The organism is Pseudoalteromonas rubra (genome assembly GCF_005886805.2).
Lineage (GTDB): Bacteria > Pseudomonadota > Gammaproteobacteria > Enterobacterales > Alteromonadaceae > Pseudoalteromonas > Pseudoalteromonas rubra_D.
In genome coordinates this window covers 391,633-413,730 of record NZ_CP045429.1, presented here as the reverse complement: position 1 = coordinate 413,730, position 22,098 = coordinate 391,633, and the positions used below count along the sequence as shown (strand labels likewise).

The following is a 22,098-nucleotide window of genomic DNA, read 5'->3' as shown; positions in this document are numbered from 1 at the left end:
GAAGCGTACAGTATATGTTATAGTATACGTCTAATTTACCCACAATAGGCGCAAACTATGAAGTTAAAATCGGTCGCTGTGCTGCTGTTGTCTGCATTGAGCACATCACTCAGTGCTGCTCCAATCAACAAGCAGGATATTCAATTTATTGGCCCTCTGGGTCAGGCCAGCACAATTAAGCCCTATAATACGGCACATCAACAAACCATAATCGCTAACCTGGTCCCGAGCTTGTCGGGTTCAGAGAAAACCGTGTCTATGCTGGGTGTTGACGCCAAGTGGCAGCCACTGTCTCAGTTAAATGCACTGACTATGGGCGGGCTACAGGCAATGAAAATGGAGTTTTCAGTCAACCGTTTCGTGCAGGGTGAACTGGTGCTGGATGGCATAGAAAAGGCACATATTTTCGTCAATGGTGAACGCCATTCTGACAAGATGTCCTCAACACTCAATTTACCCACCGGCGATCATCAGGTCATCATTGTAGCTGAGCAAGTCGCTGACTGGAAAAAAGTCTCTGTGGCATTCAATGGCAAAACAGACCACGATCAACTGTTGTTTACTGACAAAACAACCAAAGCGCTGTCTGCCAAACAGTTATTCGATGCCCCAGTCGTCAGTGCTGTTTCCGTCTCACCGGATGCTGAGCATTATGTCACGACACAAAAGCACTATCAGGCGAATCGCGGTAATCAGGCACTGACTCAAACCACGGTATTCAATGACGATGATAAAGTCATATTCACGCTTGAAGGGGTTAACGCCAGTTCTTTGGCCTGGCGTCAGGATGGCGAACAGCTGGTTTACAGCCAGCACGGCCAACTGAAAACGCTGGATCTCACGACCCTGACATCCCGGGTGATCGCAGAGGATCTTAAAGGCGCCAGTGAGTTTGCTTATTTTAATGATACCAGCCTGATATTTAGCTGGTCTAAATCGCCTGCTAAAGACACATCTTTGGTGAAGCATTATCAGGGCCTGGAAGATCGCTGGTCCTATGCGCGTACCAACACACAAATTTATTTGCTGGATATTAAAACCGGCATGATCCAGGCACTCACTGAAGGCAAACAAAGCCATACGCTCGAAGATCACGATGCCAAAAGCAATCGTATTCTTACCAGCCGTGCAGTACAGGATTATGCAGCTCCCCCCCACATGTTAACCGAGCTGGTTGAATTCAACCTGACACAGGGCACTGAAACTGTGCTCGGTCAGTACCGCACATTCAATGAAGCCAAATATGGAGCGAAGGGGATCTATGCTGTGGCTGGTCCAGATTTCAAAAATGGCCTCGGCAGAGCGGTTGAAAAAGATCAGCTCACCAATAACTACGATGGCCAGTTATACTGGTTAGATCAGCAAGGCGCCCAGGCAAAAGCGCTAAGTAAAGCCTTTAACCCCGCGATCGGCAGTATAAACGTACTCAGTAACGGCGATGTCATTGCGAAGGTGACGGATGAAGATCGTCAGCAACTGTATCTCTACGATGTCAGCAAAGATCGCTACACGCGTTTGAAAACTGGCTTAGACGTGGTTGAGCGCTTCAGTATTGCTGATAACCGTAAACCAGCACTACTCGTCGCCGGTACACAAGCTTCAGTACCACAACAACTCAAACAGGTTAACATCTATAAGAATCGCGCTCGCACTTTGTGGGACTCAGCCCCACTTGCTTATAGCAACAGCGAGATTGCTAAACTGGAAGAATTTAACTTCACTAATAGTCAGGGCACAGAAATCAAAGGCCGGGTATACCTACCCCACAACCTGGATAAATCTAAACAGTATCCAGCCTTAATTTACTATTACGGCGGCACTTCACCAGTTTCCAGGGCCTTTACAGGACGTTACCCATTTAATCTGTGGGCTGCAAACGGCTATGTGGTTTATGTCTTGCAACCAACAGGGGCGACTGGTTTTGGTCAACGCTTCTCGGCTCAGCATGTCAATGCCTGGGGTGAGCAAACTGCCGATGACATTATCAAAGGCACCCAAGCCTTCCTGACCGAATATCCCTATGTTGATAAAAATCGTTTGGGTAACCTGGGCGCTTCTTATGGCGGCTTCATGACCATGTTACTGACAACGAAAACAGATATGTTCAGTGCATCGATTTCGCATGCTGGTATCTCTAATATTACGTCATACTGGGGACAAGGGTGGTGGGGTTACCTCTATTCGGGTGAAGCGTCAAAGCACAGCTTCCCCTGGAATAACGCCAAATTGTACTCGCAGCATAGCCCTGTCTTTAATGCCGATAAAGTAACAACACCACTGCTGCTGTTACACGGCGATGCCGATGTCAATGTACCAGTCGGAGAGAGCCACACTATGTATACCGCACTGAAGCTACTTGGCCAGGATGTTGAACTGATTGAAATTAAGGGCGCGGATCATCAGATATTTGCTCGCGACCGACGTTTTCAGTGGTGGGACACTATGCTCGCTTATTTTGACAAACACCTGAAAGATCAACCTCAATGGTGGCAACACCTATATGGTAAATAAAATCATGGGCAGCACTTAGGTGCTGCCTTTTTTAAAAAAAGCCATTCAACTGTATGATATTTCAGAATTAGCACATTTTTATTCACTTCTCAGGTTCATACTAAAGTTTTATTTGCATTGTTTTTTATTTGAAAATAATCAACTTACCCTTCTCAGCCCAGTTTTCTCAGTGCTAATATATAAGTGATTTATTGATAAAGTTACGGTGCTATGAACATTAACGTGCTTCTGGTGGAAGATGACGATCTACTAGCAAAAAGGATCGCAAACCATTTTGCAAATACTGAATTTCAGCTCACGCTGGATAACACCGGTGCACAAGCATTGCAACTCGTTCATAATCAAATCAATGAAGGCAACCCCTTCGACATGGCCATTGTAGATGTTGTATTACCCGCAACGGATGGTCTCAATCTTGCCAAAGAACTCAATACGCTTACCGATATCGGCGTGATCATGCTCTCCAGTCGCGACACACAAGCAGATCGCATTGCTGGTTTAGCTCAGGGCGCGGATGACTACGTCTGTAAACCCGTTGACCTGCTTGAGCTGGAACTTCGAATGCGTGCCCTGTATAAACGTATCGCTGGCAGCAAAGGGGAAGACGAATCTGAAGAATTTATCGAATATGCAGATTTTAAACTTCATCCGGATAACCGGACGCTTATTAATCCGCATGGCGACGAAGCCAGGCTCACAGAAGCGGAGCACAAGGTGCTTATTTGCCTGATTGCGAACGCCGGTAAAGCCACTTCCAGAGCCAAAATTTCAGAAGAAATAGGCCAGCCAGACTGGAGCCCCAGCGACCGAACTGTTGATGTACTTATCGGCAGACTGCGAAAAAAACTCGGCGATGAGAAAGAGCAGAAGCGCATTGTGACGGTTCGTGGCAAAGGCTATATGCTATCCACCTAATCACGCACTTAGCTGTATGTCAGCTGTCCCAATAAACGCTCAAATGCCCGATAACTGAGTGCTTCTTTCAGGTCGGGAACCGTTATTTCCGTACGATGTGACAAGTCAGCTATCGTTCTGGCTACCTTGATGATGCGATGATAAGAGCGTGGCGAGAGGTTCAGCTTCTCTGTTGCTCGGGCAAGCAGCTGAGCAACATCGGGGGACAGCGTACAATACAGCTCAATTTCCCGGGTCGTCAACCTGGCGTTTGCTTTACCCTGGCGGCTCAACGCAGTGCTAAACGCCGCCTCGACTCTGCTACGTATCTGCTCACTGGTCACTTCCGGTTTAGATGATTGCAATTCCTGCGTGCTGAGTCTGGGTAATTCTATCTGTAAGTCTATCCGGTCGACAAAAGGGCCTGATATTTTACTTAAGTACCTCAATACCTGCTCTGGCGAAGCACGTTTATCAGTATGGCAGCCGGTAGGGCTCGGATTAAGTGCAGCGATGAGCTGAAAACAGGCGGGAAAATCAACTTGCTGTGCAGCACGCGAAATGGTCACCTGTCCCGTTTCCATCGGCTCTCTGAGAGAATCCAGCACCTTACGTTCATATTCAGGCAATTCGTCTAAGAAGAGTACCCCATTGTGCGCCAAAGATATCTCACCAGGCCGGGGATTAGACGAGCCGCCCACCAGGGCAACCGCAGAACAGGTATGGTGAGGTGCACGGAATGGCCTGCTACGCCAATTTTCCAGGCTAAGCTGCTTCCCCGTTAAAGAATACACGGCAGCCGTCTGCAACGCTTGTTCTATGCTCATATTTGGCATAATTCCCGGCATACGCTGTGCCAGCATAGATTTACCTGTGCCCGGAGGACCAAGAAACAAAATATTATGACCTCCTGCTGCGGCAATTTCGAGTGCACGCTTAGCCATAGGTTGCCCTTTAACATCACTCATATCCATCTGCGTGCTACTGAGCGTATTAGCGGAAGAAATAGGTATACGTTCCTCTTTAAAAGGCAACGATGATTGACCACTCAGATCCAACCACAGAGCATGCAGTGTATTCGCAGCAATGCACTGCTGATACTCAACCAGTTGCGCCATACCCAAGTTTTCTTCCGGGATATAACAGGTGTGGTGTTCACGCTTGGCAGCCATGACAACCGGGATGATGGCCGTCACAGCTCTTATCTCCCCATTGAGGGCAAGCTCACCATAAAATTCACACCCTTGTGTTGCCTGTTCATTGAGCTGCCCTGATGCAACCAGGATGCCTACTGCTATTGCCAGGTCATAGCGACCGCCTTGCTTAGGCAGATCAGCCGGTGCTAAATTCACTGTGATGCGTTGTTCTGGAAAGATAAAATTCGAGTTATGCAGTGCTGAGCGCACACGCTCTTTAGATTCTTTGACCGATGTTTCCGGCAGGCCCACTATGTTAAAGCTAGGTAAGCCGTTACTCAGATGAACTTCGACCGTGACAACAGGAGACTCAATACCTACCTGAGCACGTGTGAGTATTCTTGCTAATGACATTCCTTGTCCTATGGTTAATCTTTGTAATTAAAGACGTGCAACACAATGCCCCAACGCATAGCTGCCAGTCGGGCAAACAACGTGGTGGCCATCGCCAGCAACATGACAACTTCTGTTGATAAATTAAAGTTTATGAGTTGAGTATAAACTATCCCGCCCAAAATACAGGTGATAGCGTATAACTCGCCCTTAAGTAAAAGCGGAATTTCTCTGGCCAGCACATCCCGGATCACACCACCAAAGCACCCTGTCAAAACGCCCATAATCACAGCAGTTGTATCTGGCATACCAATATCCAGCGCTTTTTGGACCCCCATAACAGCAAAGAAAGCCAACCCAAATGCATCAGCAACTTGCAGATACAATGTGGGGATCTTCTTTTGCCGGTTCAGCGTCCAGATACTAACTGCTATCGCTGAAAAGATAGCGATAAAATAGCTTGAATCATGCAACCAAAAGACCGGAACATCGAGGATCACATCTCTTATAGTCCCGCCCCCTATACCGGTAACAGTTGCCAACACAACCACACCAAATCCATCCATATGCTTACTATAAGCAATTAAGGTACCTGATATGGCAAACACCATTACACCTAACAAATCAAACCAGTGATAAAGCTCAGACATTATTTTCTAGAAAATGAGTAACATGCTTGGATACTAGCTCAGTTTTAACCAATTAAGTAGCTCAAAACAATCTGAAATATAGCGAGAATCGTGCTTTAACACGCCTTTAAACAAGAGTGATGAAAAGCCGAAGAACACTTCGTAGTTCGAAGAGATGAGCGCAAAGAGCCACATAGATGTGGGGAAGTAGCATACAATTATCGAAATGCGCGATAGAACGCAGCTTCGTGGATGAATTAAGTGCAAAGTACAATGACAGCGAGCAATGCGAGTACATTTACTTTGCGTAAGGTGAAATGAACTATCGTAGAGAACGCAGACCTATTCACAGCGCAAAAAAGACCCCTCCACAGGAAAGTGTCCCCAAAGACTGCTAGATACCAGCTTCATGGAGGAATAGAGAACACTGCTCTGTCTACAGCTTTTTAAATTACACATAGCAAAAAACCCGCTGCATTGCTGCAACGGGTTAATCTAATTGGGCCCTGGCGATGACCTACTTTCACATGGGAAACCCCACACTATCATCGGCGCTGTTTCGTTTCACTACTGAGTTCGGCATGGGGTCAGGTGGTTCCAAAACGCTATTTTCACCAGGAAAATCTTTTCAATTTTTGTTTTAGTTCTTTTTAAAATTAGGAGCTTGGCAATGTCCTACTTTCACATGGGAAACCCCACACTATCATCGGCGCTATTTCGTTTCACTACTGAGTTCGGCATGGGGTCAGGTGGTTCCAAAATGCTATGGTTACCAAGCAAATTCTGTGTGCAAGATGTTTATCAACATCTCACTAAAATCTGGAAAAGCGTATTAAATTCTATCGTCTACTTTATTTCTTAACTTCTAACAAACAAAACCACTTTGGAGTTGTATGGTTAAGCCTCACGGGTAATTAGTACGAGTTAGCTCAATGGCTCACACCACTTCCACATCTCGCCTATCAACGTTGTAGTCTTCAACGGCCCTTCAGTTGACTTAAAGTCAAAGTGAGAACTCATCTCGAGGCTCGCTTCCCGCTTAGATGCTTTCAGCGGTTATCGATTCCGAACGTAGCTACCGGGCAATGCCATTGGCATGACAACCCGAACACCAGCGGTTCGTCCACTCCGGTCCTCTCGTACTAGGAGCAGCCCCTCTCAATTCTCAAACGCCCACGGCAGATAGGGACCGAACTGTCTCACGACGTTCTAAACCCAGCTCGCGTACCACTTTAAATGGCGAACAGCCATACCCTTGGGACCGACTTCAGCCCCAGGATGTGATGAGCCGACATCGAGGTGCCAAACACCGCCGTCGATATGAACTCTTGGGCGGTATCAGCCTGTTATCCCCGGAGTACCTTTTATCCGTTGAGCGATGGCCCTTCCATTCAGAACCACCGGATCACTATGACCTACTTTCGTACCTGCTCGACGTGTCTGTCTCGCAGTTAAGCTGGCTTCTACCATTACACTAACCGTACGATGTCCGACCGTACTTAGCCAACCTTCGTGCTCCTCCGTTACTCTTTGGGAGGAGACCGCCCCAGTCAAACTACCCACCAGGCACTGTCCTCAACCCCGATTAGGGGCCTAAGTTAGAACATCAACACTACAAGGGTGGTATTTCAAGGACGGCTCCACGCAATCTAGCGACTGCGCTTCAAAGCCTCCCACCTATCCTACACATGTAGGGTCAATGTTCAGTGCCAAGCTGTAGTAAAGGTTCACGGGGTCTTTCCGTCTAGCCGCGGGTACACAGCATCTTCACTGCGATTTCAATTTCACTGAGTCTCGGGTGGAGACAGCGTGGCCATGGTTACACCATTCGTGCAGGTCGGAACTTACCCGACAAGGAATTTCGCTACCTTAGGACCGTTATAGTTACGGCCGCCGTTTACCGGGGCTTCGATCAAGAGCTTCGCCTAAGCTAACCCCATCAATTAACCTTCCGGCACCGGGCAGGTGTCACACCGTATACGTCATCTTACGATTTTGCACAGTGCTGTGTTTTTAATAAACAGTCCCAGCCACCTGGTCACTGCGGCTCTCGCCTGCTTACGACGCGAAGTCTTCACAAGTAAGAGCGTACCTTCTCCCGAAGTTACGGTACAATTTTGCCTAGTTCCTTCACCCGAGTTCTCTCAAGCGCCTTAGTATTCTCTACCTGACCACCTGTGTCGGTTTAGGGTACGATTCGATATAAACTGAAGCTTAGAGGCTTTTCCTGGAAGTAGGGCATCAACAACTTCACCACCGTAGTGGCTCGTCTCGACTCTCAGCCTTAGCGACCCGGATTTTCCTAAGTCACCAGCCTACAGCCTTTCACATGGACAACCAACGCCATGCTTGCCTAGCCTGCTCCGTCCCCCCATCGCATTTATACCAAGTACGGGAATATTAACCCGTTTCCCATCGACTACGCTCTTCAGCCTCGCCTTAGGGGTCGACTCACCCTACCCTGATTAACATGGGATAGGAACCCTTGGTCTTCCGGCGTGCGGGTTTTTCACCCGCATTATCGTTACTCATGTCAGCATTCGCACTTCTGATATGTCCAGCATGCCTCCCGGCACACCTTCAGCCACTTACAGAACGCTCCCCTACCCCGCGAACAAAGTTCGCAGCCGTAGCTTCGGTGGTATGTTTAGCCCCGTTACATCTTCCGCGCAGGCCGACTCGACTAGTGAGCTATTACGCTTTCTTTAAAGGATGGCTGCTTCTAAGCCAACCTCCTAGCTGTTTTAGCCTTCCCACATCGTTTCCCACTTAACATACACTTTGGGACCTTAGCTGACGGTCTGGGTTGTTTCCCTCTCCACGATGGACGTTAGCACCCACCGTGTGTCTCCCGGATAGTACTTTACGGTATTCGGAGTTTGCAAAGGGTTGGTAAGTCGGGATGACCCCCTAGCCTTAACAGTGCTCTACCCCCGTAAGTATTCGTCCGAGGCTCTACCTAAATAGATTTCGGGGAGAACCAGCTATCTCCCGGTTTGATTAGCCTTTCACTCCTAGCCACAGGTCATCCCCTAACTTTTCAACGTTAGTGGGTTCGGTCCTCCAGTCAGTGTTACCTGACCTTCAACCTGCCCATGGCTAGATCACCGGGTTTCGGGTCTATACCCTGCAACTTAAGCGCCCAGTTAAGACTCGCTTTCGCTACGGCTCCCCTAAATGGTTAACCTTGCTACAGAATATAAGTCGCTGACCCATTATACAAAAGGTACGCAGTCACCCTCGAGGGGCTCCTACTGCTTGTACGTACACGGTTTCAGGTTCTATTTCACTCCCCTCACAGGGGTTCTTTTCGCCTTTCCCTCACGGTACTGGTTCACTATCGGTCAGTTGGGAGTATTTAGCCTTGGAGGATGGTCCCCCCATATTCAGTCAAAGTTTCACGTGCTCCGACCTACTCGATTTCACTTTAAATAAGTTGTCGTGTACGGGACTGTCACCCTGTATCGTCATACTTTCCAGAATGTTCCACTAACTACATTAAAGCTTAAGGGCTAATCCGATTTCGCTCGCCGCTACTTTCGGAATCTCGGTTGATTTCTTTTCCTACGGGTACTTAGATGTTTCAGTTCTCCGCGTTCGCTTCATACAGCTATGTATTCACTGCATGATGACCCAAAGGGCCGGGTTTCCCCATTCGGAAATCCTAGTCTCAAGTGCCTCTTACTGGCTCAACTAGGCTTATCGCAAGTTAGTACGTCCTTCATCGCCTCCAACTGCCAAGGCATCCACCGTGTACGCTTAGTCACTTAACCATACAACCCAAAATAGTTTTGAATTGTACTGCTAAAGACAGTTTTAACTTCGCCAGAAGTTAAGTAATACTAAAGTAGACGCTAATTAATCAACTAAATGATTAATCGGCATTTTTCTTTCGAAAACTCTATAGAACAACAATTTTCATTGTCATTCCGAGAATTTAATATCAGCTTTCCAAATTTTTAAAGAGCAATATCACTCAGTAAGTTACCTTACCAAGCAACAATCATCTGTGTGGACACTTCGAACAAATTAGTTCTAAGTCGATAAGGAGGTGATCCAGCCCCAGGTTCCCCTAGGGCTACCTTGTTACGACTTCACCCCAGTCATGAATCACTCCGTGGTGAACGCCCTCCCGAAGGTTAAGCTATCCACTTCTGGAGCAACCCACTCCCATGGTGTGACGGGCGGTGTGTACAAGGCCCGGGAACGTATTCACCGCGGCATTCTGATCCGCGATTACTAGCGATTCCGACTTCATGGAGTCGAGTTGCAGACTCCAATCCGGACTACGACATACTTTAAGTGATTCGCTTACTATCGCTAGTTCGCAGCACTCTGTATATGCCATTGTAGCACGTGTGTAGCCCTACACGTAAGGGCCATGATGACTTGACGTCGTCCCCACCTTCCTCCGGTTTATCACCGGCAGTCTCCTTAGAGTTCCCGACCGAATCGCTGGCAACTAAGGATAAGGGTTGCGCTCGTTGCGGGACTTAACCCAACATCTCACAACACGAGCTGACGACAGCCATGCAGCACCTGTATCAGAGTTCCCGAAGGCACCAAACCATCTCTGGTAAGTTCTCTGTATGTCAAGTGTAGGTAAGGTTCTTCGCGTTGCATCGAATTAAACCACATGCTCCACCGCTTGTGCGGGCCCCCGTCAATTCATTTGAGTTTTAACCTTGCGGCCGTACTCCCCAGGCGGTCTACTTAATGCGTTAGCTTTGGAAAAGTTGTCCGAAGACCCCAGCTCCTAGTAGACATCGTTTACGGCGTGGACTACCAGGGTATCTAATCCTGTTTGCTCCCCACGCTTTCGTACATGAGCGTCAGTGTTGACCCAGGTGGCTGCCTTCGCCATCGGTATTCCTTCAGATCTCTACGCATTTCACCGCTACACCTGAAATTCTACCACCCTCTATCACACTCTAGTTTGCCAGTTCGAAATGCAGTTCCCAGGTTAAGCCCGGGGCTTTCACATCTCGCTTAACAAACCGCCTGCGTACGCTTTACGCCCAGTAATTCCGATTAACGCTCGCACCCTCCGTATTACCGCGGCTGCTGGCACGGAGTTAGCCGGTGCTTCTTCTGTCAGTAACGTCACAGCTAGCAGGTATTAACTACTAACCTTTCCTCCTGACTGAAAGTGCTTTACAACCCGAAGGCCTTCTTCACACACGCGGCATGGCTGCATCAGGCTTGCGCCCATTGTGCAATATTCCCCACTGCTGCCTCCCGTAGGAGTCTGGACCGTGTCTCAGTTCCAGTGTGGCTGATCATCCTCTCAAACCAGCTAGGGATCGTCGCCTTGGTGAGCCGTTACCTCACCAACTAGCTAATCCCACTTGGGCCAATCTAAAGGCGAGAGCCGAAGCCCCCTTTGGTCCGTAGACATTATGCGGTATTAGCCATCGTTTCCAATGGTTGTCCCCCACCTCAAGGCATGTTCCCAAGCATTACTCACCCGTCCGCCGCTCGTCATCTTCTAGCAAGCTAGAAATGTTACCGCTCGACTTGCATGTGTTAGGCCTGCCGCCAGCGTTCAATCTGAGCCATGATCAAACTCTTCAATTAAAAGTTTTTTGAATCCGAAGATTCATGCTCAATGAATTCTGATTTTGATTCTTTCGAATCGAATTGACTGTGCTGAATAAACTATGTTTATTCTGTTGGTCACTCAGTTCAGTTGAGACTCTAAATTTTTGTGCGTCATTCAGTAAACTGAAATTCGCTGTTAGAACTCAATCTGTACGAGTGCCCACACAGATGATTGCTTCATATTTTTAAAGAACTATGTAACTAAACTTCGTTAGTTACCGCAGCCTCGCTGCGAAGTGGAGCGCCATATTAACCGCTTCACTTTTAAAGTCAACTAGAAAATTTAATTTTTCTTAATTAAGCTTTCCGTTTGGCTTTTCCTTCACTTAACTCGTTGCTTTTCAGCGTTGTGCTCCGTGTCGGTGGATGCGCATTATAGGGAAATCGAAAACCATTGCAACCCCTTTTTTGATCTTTTTGATCATTTATCTTTAAACCCTCAATACTGGCACTAATTCCGCAGATAAGATGCAATCTTTTCAACAAGTTCTATATTTAATTATTGCGATATTTGATTAAGTCGTTAATATAGCAACCTTTCTTGTTAAATTAATGTGTATTCAACGTTTTTTGGTAGATCCTTATGAATATTCTCGATCGTAAGACACTATTTACTGTGCTTCTCCTGGCAATACTGAGCTATGCGCTCGGGCATTTTGTACTGCTAAATAGTCAAGTAGATCCCGCCCTATTATTGGCGCTAGGCATCATAATTGGAGGTATTGCTTCAGCATTTGCTTCCTCAACAGGAAATACTGGTAGTAGTAGCATCAGTGGTTCGGTAGAAACAACCACACTCTATGTCGGTAATTTACCCTACAGAGCAAATGAACAAGTTGTCCGCGATTTGTTCGAAGAAAAGGGACGAGTTTTTTCGGTTCGTTTGCTTAAAGATAAGAACACAGGTAAACGCCGAGGATTTGGTTTTGTCGAAATGCCGCAACCTGATGCTCTCAAAGCCATCAACGAACTCAATGAATCAGAGTTTCAGCAACGTACGTTAAAAGTCAGAGAAGCGAAACAAAAACAAGAGTCACTGACCACTAACGATCAAGACTGATCTCTTTCATCTTATAAAGCTCGTTGTACACACTAACAGGGGTGGAGCCAATTTGGTTACCACCCCTTTTTTATCCCTACATGTATTTTCGCACTTGTATAAAGCTATATCGAAATGCCCCCACCATGCCCCGATGCTCTGAAAGCCATTAACGAACTCAATGGATCTGAGTTTCAGCAACGTACGTTAAAAGTCAGAGAAGCGAAACAAAAACAAGAGTCACTGACCACTAACGATCAAGACTGATCTCTTTCATCTTATAAAGCTCGTTGTACACACTAACAGGTGTGGAGCCAATTTGGTTACCACCCCTTTTTTATTCCTGTAGTATTTTCGCACTTGTATTAAGCTATATCGAAATGCCCCCACCATGCCCCGATGCTCTGAAAGCCATCAACGAACTCAATGGATCTGAGTTTCAGCAACGTACGTTAAAAGTCAGAGAGGCGAAACAACAATAAGAGTCACTGACCACTAACGATCACGACTGATCTCTTTCATCTTATAAGCTCGTTGTACACACTAACAGGGGCGGGGCCAATTTGGTTACCACCCCTTTTTATTTCCCACCTGTTCAGGCACATGTATTCATCACTAAATATTATCGGTCAAGGCTGAACAATCTGACGTCTGGTCTATCAATGTTATGCGCCTGGGTTGCCGTCGCGTACCAATTCGTTATTCCTGACTCAACGCCATTGCACTGAACTGGCAACCCTGGTTCTTCAGTGATACGCCCTTGCGCCAATAAAGACATAACACGCCTGGCAATTGCCGCGCCTGAATCAATCAGGGTCACCGACTCAGAGATGGCCTCACTCAAAGGTTTCGCAATAATAGGAAAGTGCGTACATCCCAGGACTAAGTGATCCAGCCCTGCGGCGAGTTCAAGTTGTTTGATCTCAGCGGCAAGCTGCTCACGGTCAATCTCACCGGACCAATAAAACTGCTCAGCCAGCTCAACCAATTTAGTCGACTGATACAAATCAACCTGGCATTCGTTCGCGAATTGCGTAATGAGTTGTTGGGTGTATGTATTTCCGGACGTTGCAGGCGTCGCCAGTAAGCCAATATGTCGACTACGACTGGCGATGGCTGCGGGCTTAATGGCAGGCACAACTCCGACAATCGGGATAGAGGTTAACTGACGAGTGGATCCCAATGCATAAGTTGAGGCGGTGTTGCATGCAATCACTATGATATCGACCGGATGCAAATCACGATCGAGCCACTTTATCAGGGCGGCCAAACGCTGCTGAATAGTCTGCTGGGACTGTAGGCCATAAGGCAGCAGCACGTTGTCCATCACATAGCTATAATCGGCATGAGGCAGTACTGCACGAATGTGCTCAAGCACGCTGGTTCCGCCGATACCAGAATCAAAAACGAGAATGTGTGGCACATGCGCTCCTTATTTACAGTTCGCGCGCAGTGTGCCACGGTCAGGGTTTAAAATAAATACTTGTGTCAACTCAAGCCGAGTGGGTTCAGACGCTCTATTATACCTGCTGGTCTTGCTTCTCAGCTTGACGTGATTCCAGGGCGCTGAAGAAGCCTTCAGCATAATCCAGAAACTCATTCAGACGTGCCTGGCCCTCGTTGATCCACGCCATAATATCCGGTAACTGAGCTTCTATACCCAGTCCTTTCGCCTCATCATGGATCCCTTCTAAACGCTGATCCAATGGCTGTAATGCTTTTTCCAAATCTTTCATCGGATTACTTTGCTGATACTGAGCAATCGCTGCCGAGGTTTTAGTCTGGCGCAAGTCCATGGTGAAGTTGACGATTTGTTCGCTGTTAATACCCAGCTCCTGCACTTTGGCAAAGGCATCGTCGTAATCACCGGCAAAAAAAGTGTCACTGACATCACGGATATCTTTCATCATATCGTTGATGGCTGCCTGCTCATCTTCATTCAGATCGCCATTCACACTGATAGAAAAGTTAAGTTCACGACTGCTCTGCTCACCATAAGCAAATCCTTCACTGTCACCGTTGCGTGCATAACTGGCAGCCTGAGATTGACTCATCGCATCACTGAATGAAATCACTACCTCATCGCCTTCTGCTGTAGTAAAGGCGTATTCAGCCTGATTCGATAAGCTGGCAAACTGAGCGGCACTAACAGACACTTGCTGGGGCTTAGGATCAAACAACTCTTTTTCAAATTCGTCCAGGCCGTTAAAAATGCCTTCTCTGGACTTTTCTATCCCACCTTCAATTTCATCATTGAATAAACCGGTGCCTTTTAACTCTTCAGACGCTTCATCAATCCCCATCTGCACGCCCTTGCGTGCTTGATCAAGCATACTCTTGAGTGTGTCGTCATCTTCCCCTGCGGCTTTGGCTTTCTTCACAGCCCCCTGTACAAACCCCAGTACATTTTTGACAATTTCCTCAAAATCAAACAGCGGCTTGTCTTTTTCTTCTTTTTTCTCAATGCCCAGCGCCTGCGCCAGTTTATCATCGAGCATTTTTGCCGCTGCCTGAGATTTGTTTCCGTGGTAACTATCCGTATTAATTGACATATTAGGGATAAGCGATTTAGCTTTACCCGCGTTATGCTGCATCGCCGGATTCAACAGCTGATTCAACTGTCCGATTTTCATGTCTGCTCTCCACTTTACTTGATAGTTGGTTATCGGCCAAAACGCCATAAGCTTAAGTCTATTGTACAATAAAAGAGCAAAAAGTTTTGCTCTGTGCTGGACAAATCGAAAGTGCATCCTAAAATAGCGCCTCTTTGCATTAACTATGGTGGTTTTAATATGGCGGTGATCACGATTGACACTTCGACCTACGAGCAACAGTTGAAAGAAAAACAACAGCGGATCAGTGCGCAATTTGCCCGCTTCGATGCGCCACAGCTGGAAGTGTACGACTCCCCCAAAAGCCACTATCGTCAGCGTTGTGAATTCAGAGTCTGGCATGACGGTGACGATCTGTTCCACATCATGTTCGATCAGCAAACCAAAGAGAAGATCCGGGTGGATCAGTTTGATCCAGGTGCGCCTCTGGTCAATGAAATGATGCAGGTGATGATGGATAAACTACGTCACAACGAGATCCTGCGCCGTAAACTGTTCCAGATTGACTATCTCACCACACTCAGTGGAGAAGTACTGATCAGCCTGCTTTACCACAAAGCACTGGATGATGCCTGGCAAGAAGCTATGCAAACGCTACGTCACGAGCTACAGCAGAGTTATAAAGTTGACTTTATCGGCCGAGCCAGAAAACAAAAAGTGGTATTTGGTGATGACTTTGTGACTGAGCGGCTGACTGTTAATGACAAGCAGTACACCTACCAACAAGTCGAAAACAGCTTTACTCAACCCAATGCTGCAGTGAACGAAAAGATGCTGGCCTGGGCACAAGACCTGTGCGCACCACTGCAAAACGATTTACTTGAACTGTATTGTGGCAATGGCAACTTTTCCATCGCTCTGGCGGGTCAATTTAACCGGGTATTGGCCACAGAAATTTCTAAATCTTCTGTACACTCAGCACAGTACAATATCGCAGCCAATAAAGTAGATAACCTTGATATCATTCGTATGTCGAGTGAGGAATTTACGGCAGCGATGAAGGGCGAAAAACAGTTCTCTCGCCTCAAAGGGATAGATCTACACAGTTACAACTGCCAGACCATTCTGGTAGATCCACCACGTGCTGGCATGGATGAATTAACCTGTAAACTGGTCAGCCAATACGACAACATCATCTATATTTCCTGCAACCCGGATACGCTGGAACGTGATTTGGAGTTACTGTGTGAAACGCATCAGGTGTCGCGTATCGCTATCTTCGATCAGTTCCCTTACACCCACCATGTTGAATCGGGTGTCTTTCTGACCAGAAAGTAAATGCGAATCTAAGACATAAAAAAACCCGCGTACATCGCGGGTTTTTTCATTCTGGCAAATTAAGACTTTTTCGCCAGATAATTAATCAGTGCGGCAATATCATCCGGTGAAGTTACACCAGACTCTCGCGACAAGATCAGCTTGTATTTACCATTGACGATAAACGTTGGTACACCACTCAATGCACCTTTGTCCTGCATTTGCTCTTGCGCACGTTTCATTTTCTTCGCTTTTGTGCGAACTGAGAAACTCTTATACAGCTTATCAAATTTTTCACCAGACACGCCCTGTGCAACAAACAGATCTTTGATGTCCGCAACTTCATTGAACTTACCGCGCTTGCCGTGCAAATGTGCAAACATGGCCGATACAATCTTATCTTTTTGTGGCAACACTGAGGCTGTCGCCAATGCCGTGCTCATCATTTGCTGAATTTCAGGGTCTCTGACGCCAACAAAGTCGACATGACTCTTTTTGAACTTCACGTCCTGATCCAGTTTTGGCTTAAATTCACCGATCAATGATTCAAAGTTATTACAGGCAGGGCAATAAAAAGAGAAGTACTCTGTCACTTCAGGTTTCTTTGTACCGCGCTCCGCAACCACTTCATAATGCTTGCCTTCCTGGAAGTTAGCAGCATTGGCCATTAAAGGTAGGAACAGCGCCAGTGCAGCGGCGCAAATGGATTTAAACATAGTCTGCTTCCCTTATTTTTCTAATAGGTGTTTAACCAGAGCATCAAGTTCAGCCTGGCTGCTCAGTTCTCTCAGGTTAATCTTATATTTGTCGTTCACAACAAAAGTGGGGACGCCCGTTAAGGCACCTGCTTTACTAAATGCATCTTGCTTCTCAACCATCGCTTTCTCAGCACTGATCACTGGCATGCTTGCCATAGCAGCATCGAACTGCTCAGCACTGATCCCATTCGCTTCTAGTAGCTTTTTGACATCTTTCAAGTCTTTTAGTTGCACTTGCTGCACATGAATGGTGTTGAAGATCTGATCGCTCACCTGCTGTGCTTTACCATGATGTTTTGCAATGATGTAGGCATAACTCAGGTTGCTCTGTACTTCTGGTGCCAGACCACCCAGGAAATTAACGTGGCTTTTTTCAAACACAGCACCTTGTGGCAGGCTTTTCTCCAACGCTTTGGCAACCGGTTCGAACTGGAAGCAATGCGGGCAATAAAAAGAAAAGAACTCGGTGACTTTGGCCGATTCACTTTTTGTTGTCGTTAGCGTCTGATAGTGCTTACCATCCGTGAAGTCGGCTGCCATTGCCAACACTGGCATACACAACGCAATTAGCGCAACCTTGATCGATTTTAACATTACTATTCTCTCTAAATTTTTATGGATAAAGACTGATCGCCGCTTCATCCAGAGCGGCAAGTTGTTCTTTTAATGCCAGGATCTGCTGTTCCCAGTATTTGTCTGTTGCAAACCACGAAAAGTTCCGGGGAAATGCCGGATCATGCCAACGCTTAGCGAGCCATCCCATGTAATGCACCATACGCATGGCCCTCAGCGGCTCAATTAAGGCAAGTTCGCGCGCATCGAACGATGCAAACTCTTCATAGCCAGATAACAGGGTATCAAGTTGCATCACCTGATTCTGCCTGTCACCACTTAACATCATCCAGAGATCCTGAACCGCGGGTCCCTGACGACAATCATCAAGGTCCACTATCATTAACTGTTCCTGAGACCATAGAATATTGCCAGCATGGCAATCACCATGCAAACGGATCGGCTGGATTGATGTGAATTTTTCTTCTGCTTTGTTAATGACCTGATCAAGCACCGTGGTAAATGCAAGCCGTAATGTATCAGGCAAACACTCAGAAGCCAAAATATCAACACGCGGCTGATGCAGATAGCTGGTCACATCAATCGCCGGTCGGTGCGCAAAGTCATCCTGCTTCGCAACGCTGTGCAAGCGCCCAATATAGCGGCCAAGCATTTCCAGATGATCCAGGTTGTCCACCTCGAATTGGCGGCCTCCGACACTTGGAAACAGACAGAATCGATAGCCCTGATGCTCAAACAAGCTGCGCCCGTCAACACGCAGAGGGGCAACAACCGGTACTTCAGCTTGCTGCAGGGCCAGCGTGAAGTCGTGTTCTTCCTGAATTTGCTCGGACTGCCAGCGTTCAGGGCGATAAAACTTCGCCACATAGCGACGGTTATCGTCGGCACGAAACTGATAAACCCGATTCTCATAACTATTGAGGGGCAACAACCCCGATTCAGGATAAACCCCGACGCTTTCAATGGCATCCAGGATCAGATCGGGCGTTAAATTTTGAAAGCTGAAATCTGTCATAGTGTTTACCTTTCACTGCCCTGTTCCAAAGTCTGGCCCAGGACAAAGTAACAAAAAAGCGGGCTACCCCGCTTTTGTGATGTCTATCTGAGTTACCCCATTGTACCCTATCTCGGCTAACGACCTTTAAAAAAGTTTGTCGGCTGTGCGATTGACTCCGAGGGCGCATCTTTAACTGTGATGACGAACTCAAACTCGGTAACTGGTAACGTCAGATCGTAAGGGTCAATGACGACCGACAACGGCTGATCCACCGTAGAGCCAGCTGCAATGTGGATCTCCTGCTTGCCCAGAATAGTGAAATCAGACAAACCGCGAATACTGATAAGGAAAGTTTGAGGCACCTGTGCTTTGTTGATCATCTTCAGTGTATAAGTATTTTCAACCAACCCTTCTACATTGACCCGATACAGCTGGTTTCTGTCTCTGATAATATCCAGGTCAAGTGTTTTGCGCATCGCAACATTAGCAACCAGAGCCCCAGTTAAGACAATTAGGATCAATAGGTAACCGACCAACTTGCCCCGTACGGCTTTGGTTTTTTCACTGCTGCTTTCGAGATTGCGTTCTGTTGTGTAGGAGATCAATCCCCTGGGATAGTTCATTTTATCCATTACACCATCACACGCATCGATACAGGCACCACAATTGATGCACTCGTATTGCAGCCCATTACGGATGTCGATACCGGTCGGACAAACCTGCACACATAGTTTACAGTCGATACAGTCACCCAGATCCAGCGCTTTAGGATCCTCCTTACGACCACGAGGTCCGCGATTTTCGCCACGTGCGGTATCATAGCTCACAGTGAAAGTGTCTTTATCGAACATCGCAGACTGAAAACGTGAATAGGGGCAAATATGCAGACACATGATCTCACGCATCCAGCCGGCATTACCATAAGTACACAGAGTAAAGATCACCACACTTAACGCCGCATACCCTGAAGCTGAAAACATCAGCAGGTCGGGGAGTAATTCACGGATGGGCGTGAAATAACCGACAAACGAAATGGCGGTATACAGAGAAAACAGCACCCAACTGAGATGTTTGGCTGATTTACGCCAGAACTTATCAAAATCCATGGGCCGCTGATCAAGCTTCTTACGCTGATTGGCGGTACCTTCCAGCTTTTCTTCAAACCAGATAAAAATGAACGTCCAGACCGTCTGCGGGCAAGTGTAACCACACCACACCCGACCATAGAAAGTCGTTACCAAAAACAAGGCAAAGGCCGCTATCATCAAAATAAAGGCCAGAATAGTGAGGTCCTGAGGCCACAGAGTCAGACCAAAAATATTAAATTTTTGCTCAAAGATATCGAACAGCACCGCTTGCTCACCATTGAAGTTAATCCAGGGCAACAGCATGAACGCCAGCATGCCGATAAAGCCTATCTGCTTTCTGAGTTTCTGGTGCAACCCGGTAACAGCCCTGACATAAATACGATTGCGAGGGTTAAACCTGTCTGGTTGTAAATCGTCGGGTTTGTGGATTTTGACGTCGACGGGAATATTTTTGATCTTAATTTGCTTGTCCATCACAGCTCCTTACGCGCCTGGGACAGGTACTTGCTACAGTGACCTCTATTTTATATATGTAGTATATCAATCTGGATCAGATCTCGCTCATTTTAAAGGGAAAACCCGACATAAAACAGCATCGCGTTCATTTCGGGTAATAAAAAATTCTGAGCGCTAAACTTGCTTTTAATTCCGTCATTTTATTACACTGGCGACATCTTTTAGCTGTTTAGATCAAAGTTGTTGCAGTTATGAAAAAGTACTTAATTTTAGTCGTGGCAATCCTGGCTCTGTTTACCATTGACCACCCAAGTGTCAAAGAGCCGCGTGAGAAGATTATACAGTACGGTGTTGATCTGCTTGGTGATACTAGCAAAGCCCAGTATAGTCTGGCAGCCAAGCTCGCACGCCAGCAAATCAAAAAAGAGCTAACCTTAACCGAGTCAGAGCACGACTATATTATGTCTGCCCTGTCGACTAATGAAAAAATGAAAGTGTTTCACCTCAAGTTTTGTGAAGGCAATGAGCTGAATATGTACTTTTATGGCCCCAAGCTACTGGATGTGTGTGAAATCGCGGCCGGCTCTTTGCGCGAGGCGGGGCTGTAATGGACTTTTCTCAACTGAACAAAGCCAGTGCTAAGTCTTTCAATGAACAAAAAGCCCTGCTGAAGAAACTGAGTAAAGGCCAGACGGTGCTGTGTCAGCACTGTGAGCAGCCAATCCAACTCGACCTGACCGCTGCAAAGGGAGCTAAAGGGAGTGCACATTGTGCGAAAGGCTGCACTCACATTGAACTGGATTTGATGTAACTGAATTACTCGTTGTACAGGCCGCTCGCCAGAGCGACCTGCTCAATCAAGGCTGCATAGCCTTGCGCAAAGTCATTAGCTAAGCTCAATTGTTGAGCACAAAAGGCCGACATCTCTTGCCCCGACTGTTGACAAAACTGTGCTACTTGCTGCTCTTGCAAACTGAAAAATGCCAATTGCTCCGTCGCCATTTGTAACGCCTCAACCAATTCTTGTGGCACCTCAGAAGCGGTTGCTAAACGCTCATAGTAGGGTTGGCTGGCCAGTAAAAAGCCCTGGCTCCACTGTTGCTTTTCCGACCAGGGAGAGTGTGCCTGTGCGGGCAGAGCAAATTGCTCAGAGAAAACCTGCTCGCTGATATGATGATGCAGTGCTAAAAAAGCAAACACGGTGTGTTCTTCCAGCGCCTCATCGTTCAGGCTCAGCTCGCTTAGCCATTGCTCAGGCTCTATCCCGTCCGGGCTACAAATCAACCCAAACAAATAGCCTTCAACAGCGCGTAGGCTCAATGCACCTGGCCGCTGCTCAAGATAATTAGTCAGCGCAGTCTGATGCTGCGCGTCGTAGTTAAACGTCATCATGATTTATAAGTTCACCGGGTAACGCCCTTCGCTATCAGGACGGCCTAAGAATTTAACGGCATCATGAACTTCTTTTGGTAAAGAGGCTTCAGGTTTGATATTGCCTGCAACCCGGAACTGCATATTGGCAGCCAGCGTGGCGTCAGCACGCAGCCCTAAACGGTTCTCCGGATCCACTGTGACGGCAATATCGCCAGATTTACAGCTTAATACACCACTCATATCACCGATACTGAACCAGCCACTGAGCCCTTTGATATCAATATTGGGACTGCTGATCTCACCGGTGAGGGCATCACAGTATGGCTGGCCAGTATGGTATTCATCAATACTCAGGATCACGCGACCCTTGGCATCCACTGGCAGCGGCAGGGTTACCTGCTGCATCGCCTGCTCGACGCTAAAACGCAAGGTGGCATCATCCAGCCGCGCAGCCTGATCCAGTAAAGACACAGAGAAATTACTATTACCAGAAATTTCATCCAGTGCTCTGGGTGAACCAAAACGTACTTTACCCTGTAACTGACCCGTTAACAGTCCCCAGCCATTTAGCTGCCAGGTGACGTCATTCAGTTGCACATTTTCGTAACGGACCTCACTGATCCGCCCTTCCCACACCGAGCCCGATACGGCTCCAATGGCTAACGCACGAGGTAAAGAGCCCTGCGAAAGCTGCAAAACAATACTGGCTGGCATGCTAATGGCAGCAAAAACACCAAAGGCCAGTAAAAAAACCAGCACTAAACTGATGATCTTCTTCAT

General features: G+C 47.2%; 16 protein-coding genes, 4 rRNA genes and 2 pseudogenes. 8 read left to right on the top strand and 14 right to left on the bottom strand.

Translation table 11 applies throughout. The features are described from left to right. Positions 1 to 57 precede the first annotated feature (57 nt). On the top strand, positions 58 to 2,511 hold the full coding sequence (locus CWC22_RS01840; protein WP_138538363.1) for an alpha/beta hydrolase family protein: 2,454 nt from the start codon (positions 58 to 60) through the stop codon (positions 2,509 to 2,511). 210 nt (positions 2,512 to 2,721) lie between these two features. After that, positions 2,722 to 3,426 carry a response regulator transcription factor gene (locus tag CWC22_RS01835; protein WP_010386686.1) on the top strand — a complete coding sequence of 235 codons (705 nt, stop codon included), beginning with the start codon at positions 2,722 to 2,724 and terminating at the stop codon, positions 3,424 to 3,426. Positions 3,427 to 3,434: 8 nt separating this feature from the next. Here CWC22_RS01835 and CWC22_RS01830 read toward each other — a convergent pair whose 3' ends face one another. The 6 genes from CWC22_RS01830 to CWC22_RS01805 form a co-directional block, all read right to left on the bottom strand. Further along, a complete protein-coding gene (locus CWC22_RS01830) occupies positions 3,435 to 4,955 on the bottom strand; it encodes a YifB family Mg chelatase-like AAA ATPase (RefSeq protein ID WP_138538364.1) in 1,521 nt (506 codons plus the stop codon). 14 nt (positions 4,956 to 4,969) lie between these two features. Further along, entirely contained in the window at positions 4,970 to 5,584 is a 615-nt protein-coding gene (locus CWC22_RS01825) for a trimeric intracellular cation channel family protein (RefSeq protein ID WP_138538365.1), read from the bottom strand. 483 nt (positions 5,585 to 6,067) lie between these two features. After that, positions 6,068 to 6,182, bottom strand: a 5S ribosomal RNA gene (rrf, locus tag CWC22_RS01820). Between the two features lie 43 nt (positions 6,183 to 6,225). Continuing rightward, positions 6,226 to 6,340, bottom strand: a 5S ribosomal RNA gene (gene rrf / locus CWC22_RS01815). 116 nt (positions 6,341 to 6,456) lie between these two features. Further along, positions 6,457 to 9,336: ribosomal RNA gene (locus tag CWC22_RS01810) — 23S ribosomal RNA — on the bottom strand. Between the two features lie 271 nt (positions 9,337 to 9,607). After that, positions 9,608 to 11,140, bottom strand: a 16S ribosomal RNA gene (locus tag CWC22_RS01805). Together the 16S, 23S and 5S rRNA genes form the textbook arrangement of a ribosomal RNA operon. Before the next feature lie 607 nt (positions 11,141 to 11,747). Here CWC22_RS01805 and CWC22_RS01800 point away from each other — a divergent pair. The 3 genes and pseudogenes from CWC22_RS01800 to CWC22_RS24390 form a co-directional block, all read left to right on the top strand. Continuing rightward, entirely contained in the window at positions 11,748 to 12,224 is a 477-nt protein-coding gene (locus CWC22_RS01800) for an RNA recognition motif domain-containing protein (RefSeq protein ID WP_138539534.1), read from the top strand. 132 nt (positions 12,225 to 12,356) lie between these two features. Next, a pseudogene (locus tag CWC22_RS01795) lies at positions 12,357 to 12,470 on the top strand (RNA-binding protein); the annotation flags it as partial. Between the two features lie 131 nt (positions 12,471 to 12,601). Further along, positions 12,602 to 12,685, top strand: a pseudogene (locus tag CWC22_RS24390) (RNA-binding protein); the annotation flags it as partial. A 140-nt stretch (positions 12,686 to 12,825) separates the two neighbouring features. Here CWC22_RS24390 and murI read toward each other — a convergent pair. Both murI and CWC22_RS01785 read right to left on the bottom strand, forming a co-directional pair. Next, positions 12,826 to 13,626, bottom strand: coding sequence for a glutamate racemase (gene murI / locus CWC22_RS01790; RefSeq protein WP_138539535.1), 801 nt, complete (start codon positions 13,624 to 13,626; stop codon positions 12,826 to 12,828). 97 nt (positions 13,627 to 13,723) lie between these two features. Beyond that, on the bottom strand, positions 13,724 to 14,836 hold the full coding sequence (locus CWC22_RS01785; protein WP_138539536.1) for a DUF5610 domain-containing protein: 1,113 nt from the start codon (positions 14,834 to 14,836) through the stop codon (positions 13,724 to 13,726). Positions 14,837 to 14,995: 159 nt separating this feature from the next. Between CWC22_RS01785 and trmA the strand changes: the two genes are divergently transcribed. Beyond that, the gene (gene trmA / locus CWC22_RS01780) at positions 14,996 to 16,093 is read left to right on the top strand and encodes a tRNA (uridine(54)-C5)-methyltransferase TrmA (RefSeq protein ID WP_010387103.1); all 1,098 of its coding nucleotides are present in this window, start codon (positions 14,996 to 14,998) and stop codon (positions 16,091 to 16,093) included. A 59-nt stretch (positions 16,094 to 16,152) separates the two neighbouring features. Here the strand turns inward: trmA and CWC22_RS01775 are convergent, their stop codons facing one another. From CWC22_RS01775 to ccoG, 4 genes are all read right to left on the bottom strand, one after another. After that, positions 16,153 to 16,788 (bottom strand): thiol:disulfide interchange protein DsbA/DsbL, encoded by a 636-nt coding sequence (locus CWC22_RS01775; RefSeq protein WP_125564523.1) that lies wholly within the window; start codon positions 16,786 to 16,788, stop codon positions 16,153 to 16,155. A gap of 12 nt (positions 16,789 to 16,800) precedes the next feature. Further along, complete coding sequence (locus tag CWC22_RS01770) at positions 16,801 to 17,424, bottom strand: thiol:disulfide interchange protein DsbA/DsbL (protein WP_010387105.1); 624 nt, start codon at positions 17,422 to 17,424, stop codon at positions 16,801 to 16,803. Positions 17,425 to 17,443: 19 nt separating this feature from the next. Beyond that, a complete protein-coding gene (locus CWC22_RS01765; protein ID WP_138539537.1) occupies positions 17,444 to 18,418 on the bottom strand; it encodes a serine/threonine protein kinase in 975 nt (324 codons plus the stop codon). A 116-nt stretch (positions 18,419 to 18,534) separates the two neighbouring features. Then, positions 18,535 to 19,962, bottom strand: coding sequence for a cytochrome c oxidase accessory protein CcoG (gene ccoG, locus CWC22_RS01760; RefSeq protein ID WP_138539538.1), 1,428 nt, complete (start codon positions 19,960 to 19,962; stop codon positions 18,535 to 18,537). A gap of 233 nt (positions 19,963 to 20,195) precedes the next feature. Here ccoG and CWC22_RS01755 point away from each other — a divergent pair, with 233 nt between their 5' ends. Then, on the top strand, positions 20,196 to 20,552 hold the full coding sequence (locus CWC22_RS01755; protein ID WP_138539539.1) for a hypothetical protein: 357 nt from the start codon (positions 20,196 to 20,198) through the stop codon (positions 20,550 to 20,552). Further along, a complete protein-coding gene (locus CWC22_RS01750) occupies positions 20,552 to 20,755 on the top strand; it encodes a hypothetical protein (RefSeq protein WP_125564530.1) in 204 nt (67 codons plus the stop codon). Before CWC22_RS01755 ends, CWC22_RS01750 begins: the two co-directional genes overlap by 1 nt. Before the next feature lie 5 nt (positions 20,756 to 20,760). Here CWC22_RS01750 and CWC22_RS01745 read toward each other — a convergent pair whose 3' ends face one another. Beyond that, a complete protein-coding gene (locus CWC22_RS01745; protein WP_125564532.1) occupies positions 20,761 to 21,336 on the bottom strand; it encodes a UPF0149 family protein in 576 nt (191 codons plus the stop codon). Positions 21,337 to 21,339: 3 nt separating this feature from the next. Beyond that, positions 21,340 to 22,098 (bottom strand): type II secretion system protein N, encoded by a 759-nt coding sequence (locus tag CWC22_RS01740; RefSeq protein WP_138539540.1) that lies wholly within the window; start codon positions 22,096 to 22,098, stop codon positions 21,340 to 21,342.

Excerpts from the sequence above, each read along its gene's own strand:
- CWC22_RS01840 (WP_138538363.1), top strand. The coding sequence starts at position 58 with ATGAAGTTAAAATCGGTCGCTGTGCTGCTGTTGTCTGCATTGAGCACA.
- CWC22_RS01835 (WP_010386686.1), top strand. The coding sequence starts at position 2,722 with ATGAACATTAACGTGCTTCTGGTGGAAGATGACGATCTACTAGCAAAA.
- CWC22_RS01830 (WP_138538364.1), bottom strand. The coding sequence starts at position 4,955 with ATGTCATTAGCAAGAATACTCACACGTGCTCAGGTAGGTATTGAGTCT.
- CWC22_RS01825 (WP_138538365.1), bottom strand. The coding sequence starts at position 5,584 with ATGTCTGAGCTTTATCACTGGTTTGATTTGTTAGGTGTAATGGTGTTT.
- CWC22_RS01800 (WP_138539534.1), top strand. The coding sequence starts at position 11,748 with ATGAATATTCTCGATCGTAAGACACTATTTACTGTGCTTCTCCTGGCA.
- CWC22_RS01785 (WP_138539536.1), bottom strand. The coding sequence starts at position 14,836 with ATGAAAATCGGACAGTTGAATCAGCTGTTGAATCCGGCGATGCAGCAT.
- trmA (WP_010387103.1), top strand. The coding sequence starts at position 14,996 with ATGGCGGTGATCACGATTGACACTTCGACCTACGAGCAACAGTTGAAA.
- CWC22_RS01775 (WP_125564523.1), bottom strand. The coding sequence starts at position 16,788 with ATGTTTAAATCCATTTGCGCCGCTGCACTGGCGCTGTTCCTACCTTTA.
- CWC22_RS01770 (WP_010387105.1), bottom strand. The coding sequence starts at position 17,424 with ATGTTAAAATCGATCAAGGTTGCGCTAATTGCGTTGTGTATGCCAGTG.
- CWC22_RS01765 (WP_138539537.1), bottom strand. The coding sequence starts at position 18,418 with ATGACAGATTTCAGCTTTCAAAATTTAACGCCCGATCTGATCCTGGAT.
- ccoG (WP_138539538.1), bottom strand. The coding sequence starts at position 19,962 with ATGGACAAGCAAATTAAGATCAAAAATATTCCCGTCGACGTCAAAATC.
- CWC22_RS01755 (WP_138539539.1), top strand. The coding sequence starts at position 20,196 with ATGAAAAAGTACTTAATTTTAGTCGTGGCAATCCTGGCTCTGTTTACC.
- CWC22_RS01750 (WP_125564530.1), top strand. The coding sequence starts at position 20,552 with ATGGACTTTTCTCAACTGAACAAAGCCAGTGCTAAGTCTTTCAATGAA.
- CWC22_RS01745 (WP_125564532.1), bottom strand. The coding sequence starts at position 21,336 with ATGATGACGTTTAACTACGACGCGCAGCATCAGACTGCGCTGACTAAT.
- CWC22_RS01740 (WP_138539540.1), bottom strand. The coding sequence starts at position 22,098 with ATGAAGAAGATCATCAGTTTAGTGCTGGTTTTTTTACTGGCCTTTGGT.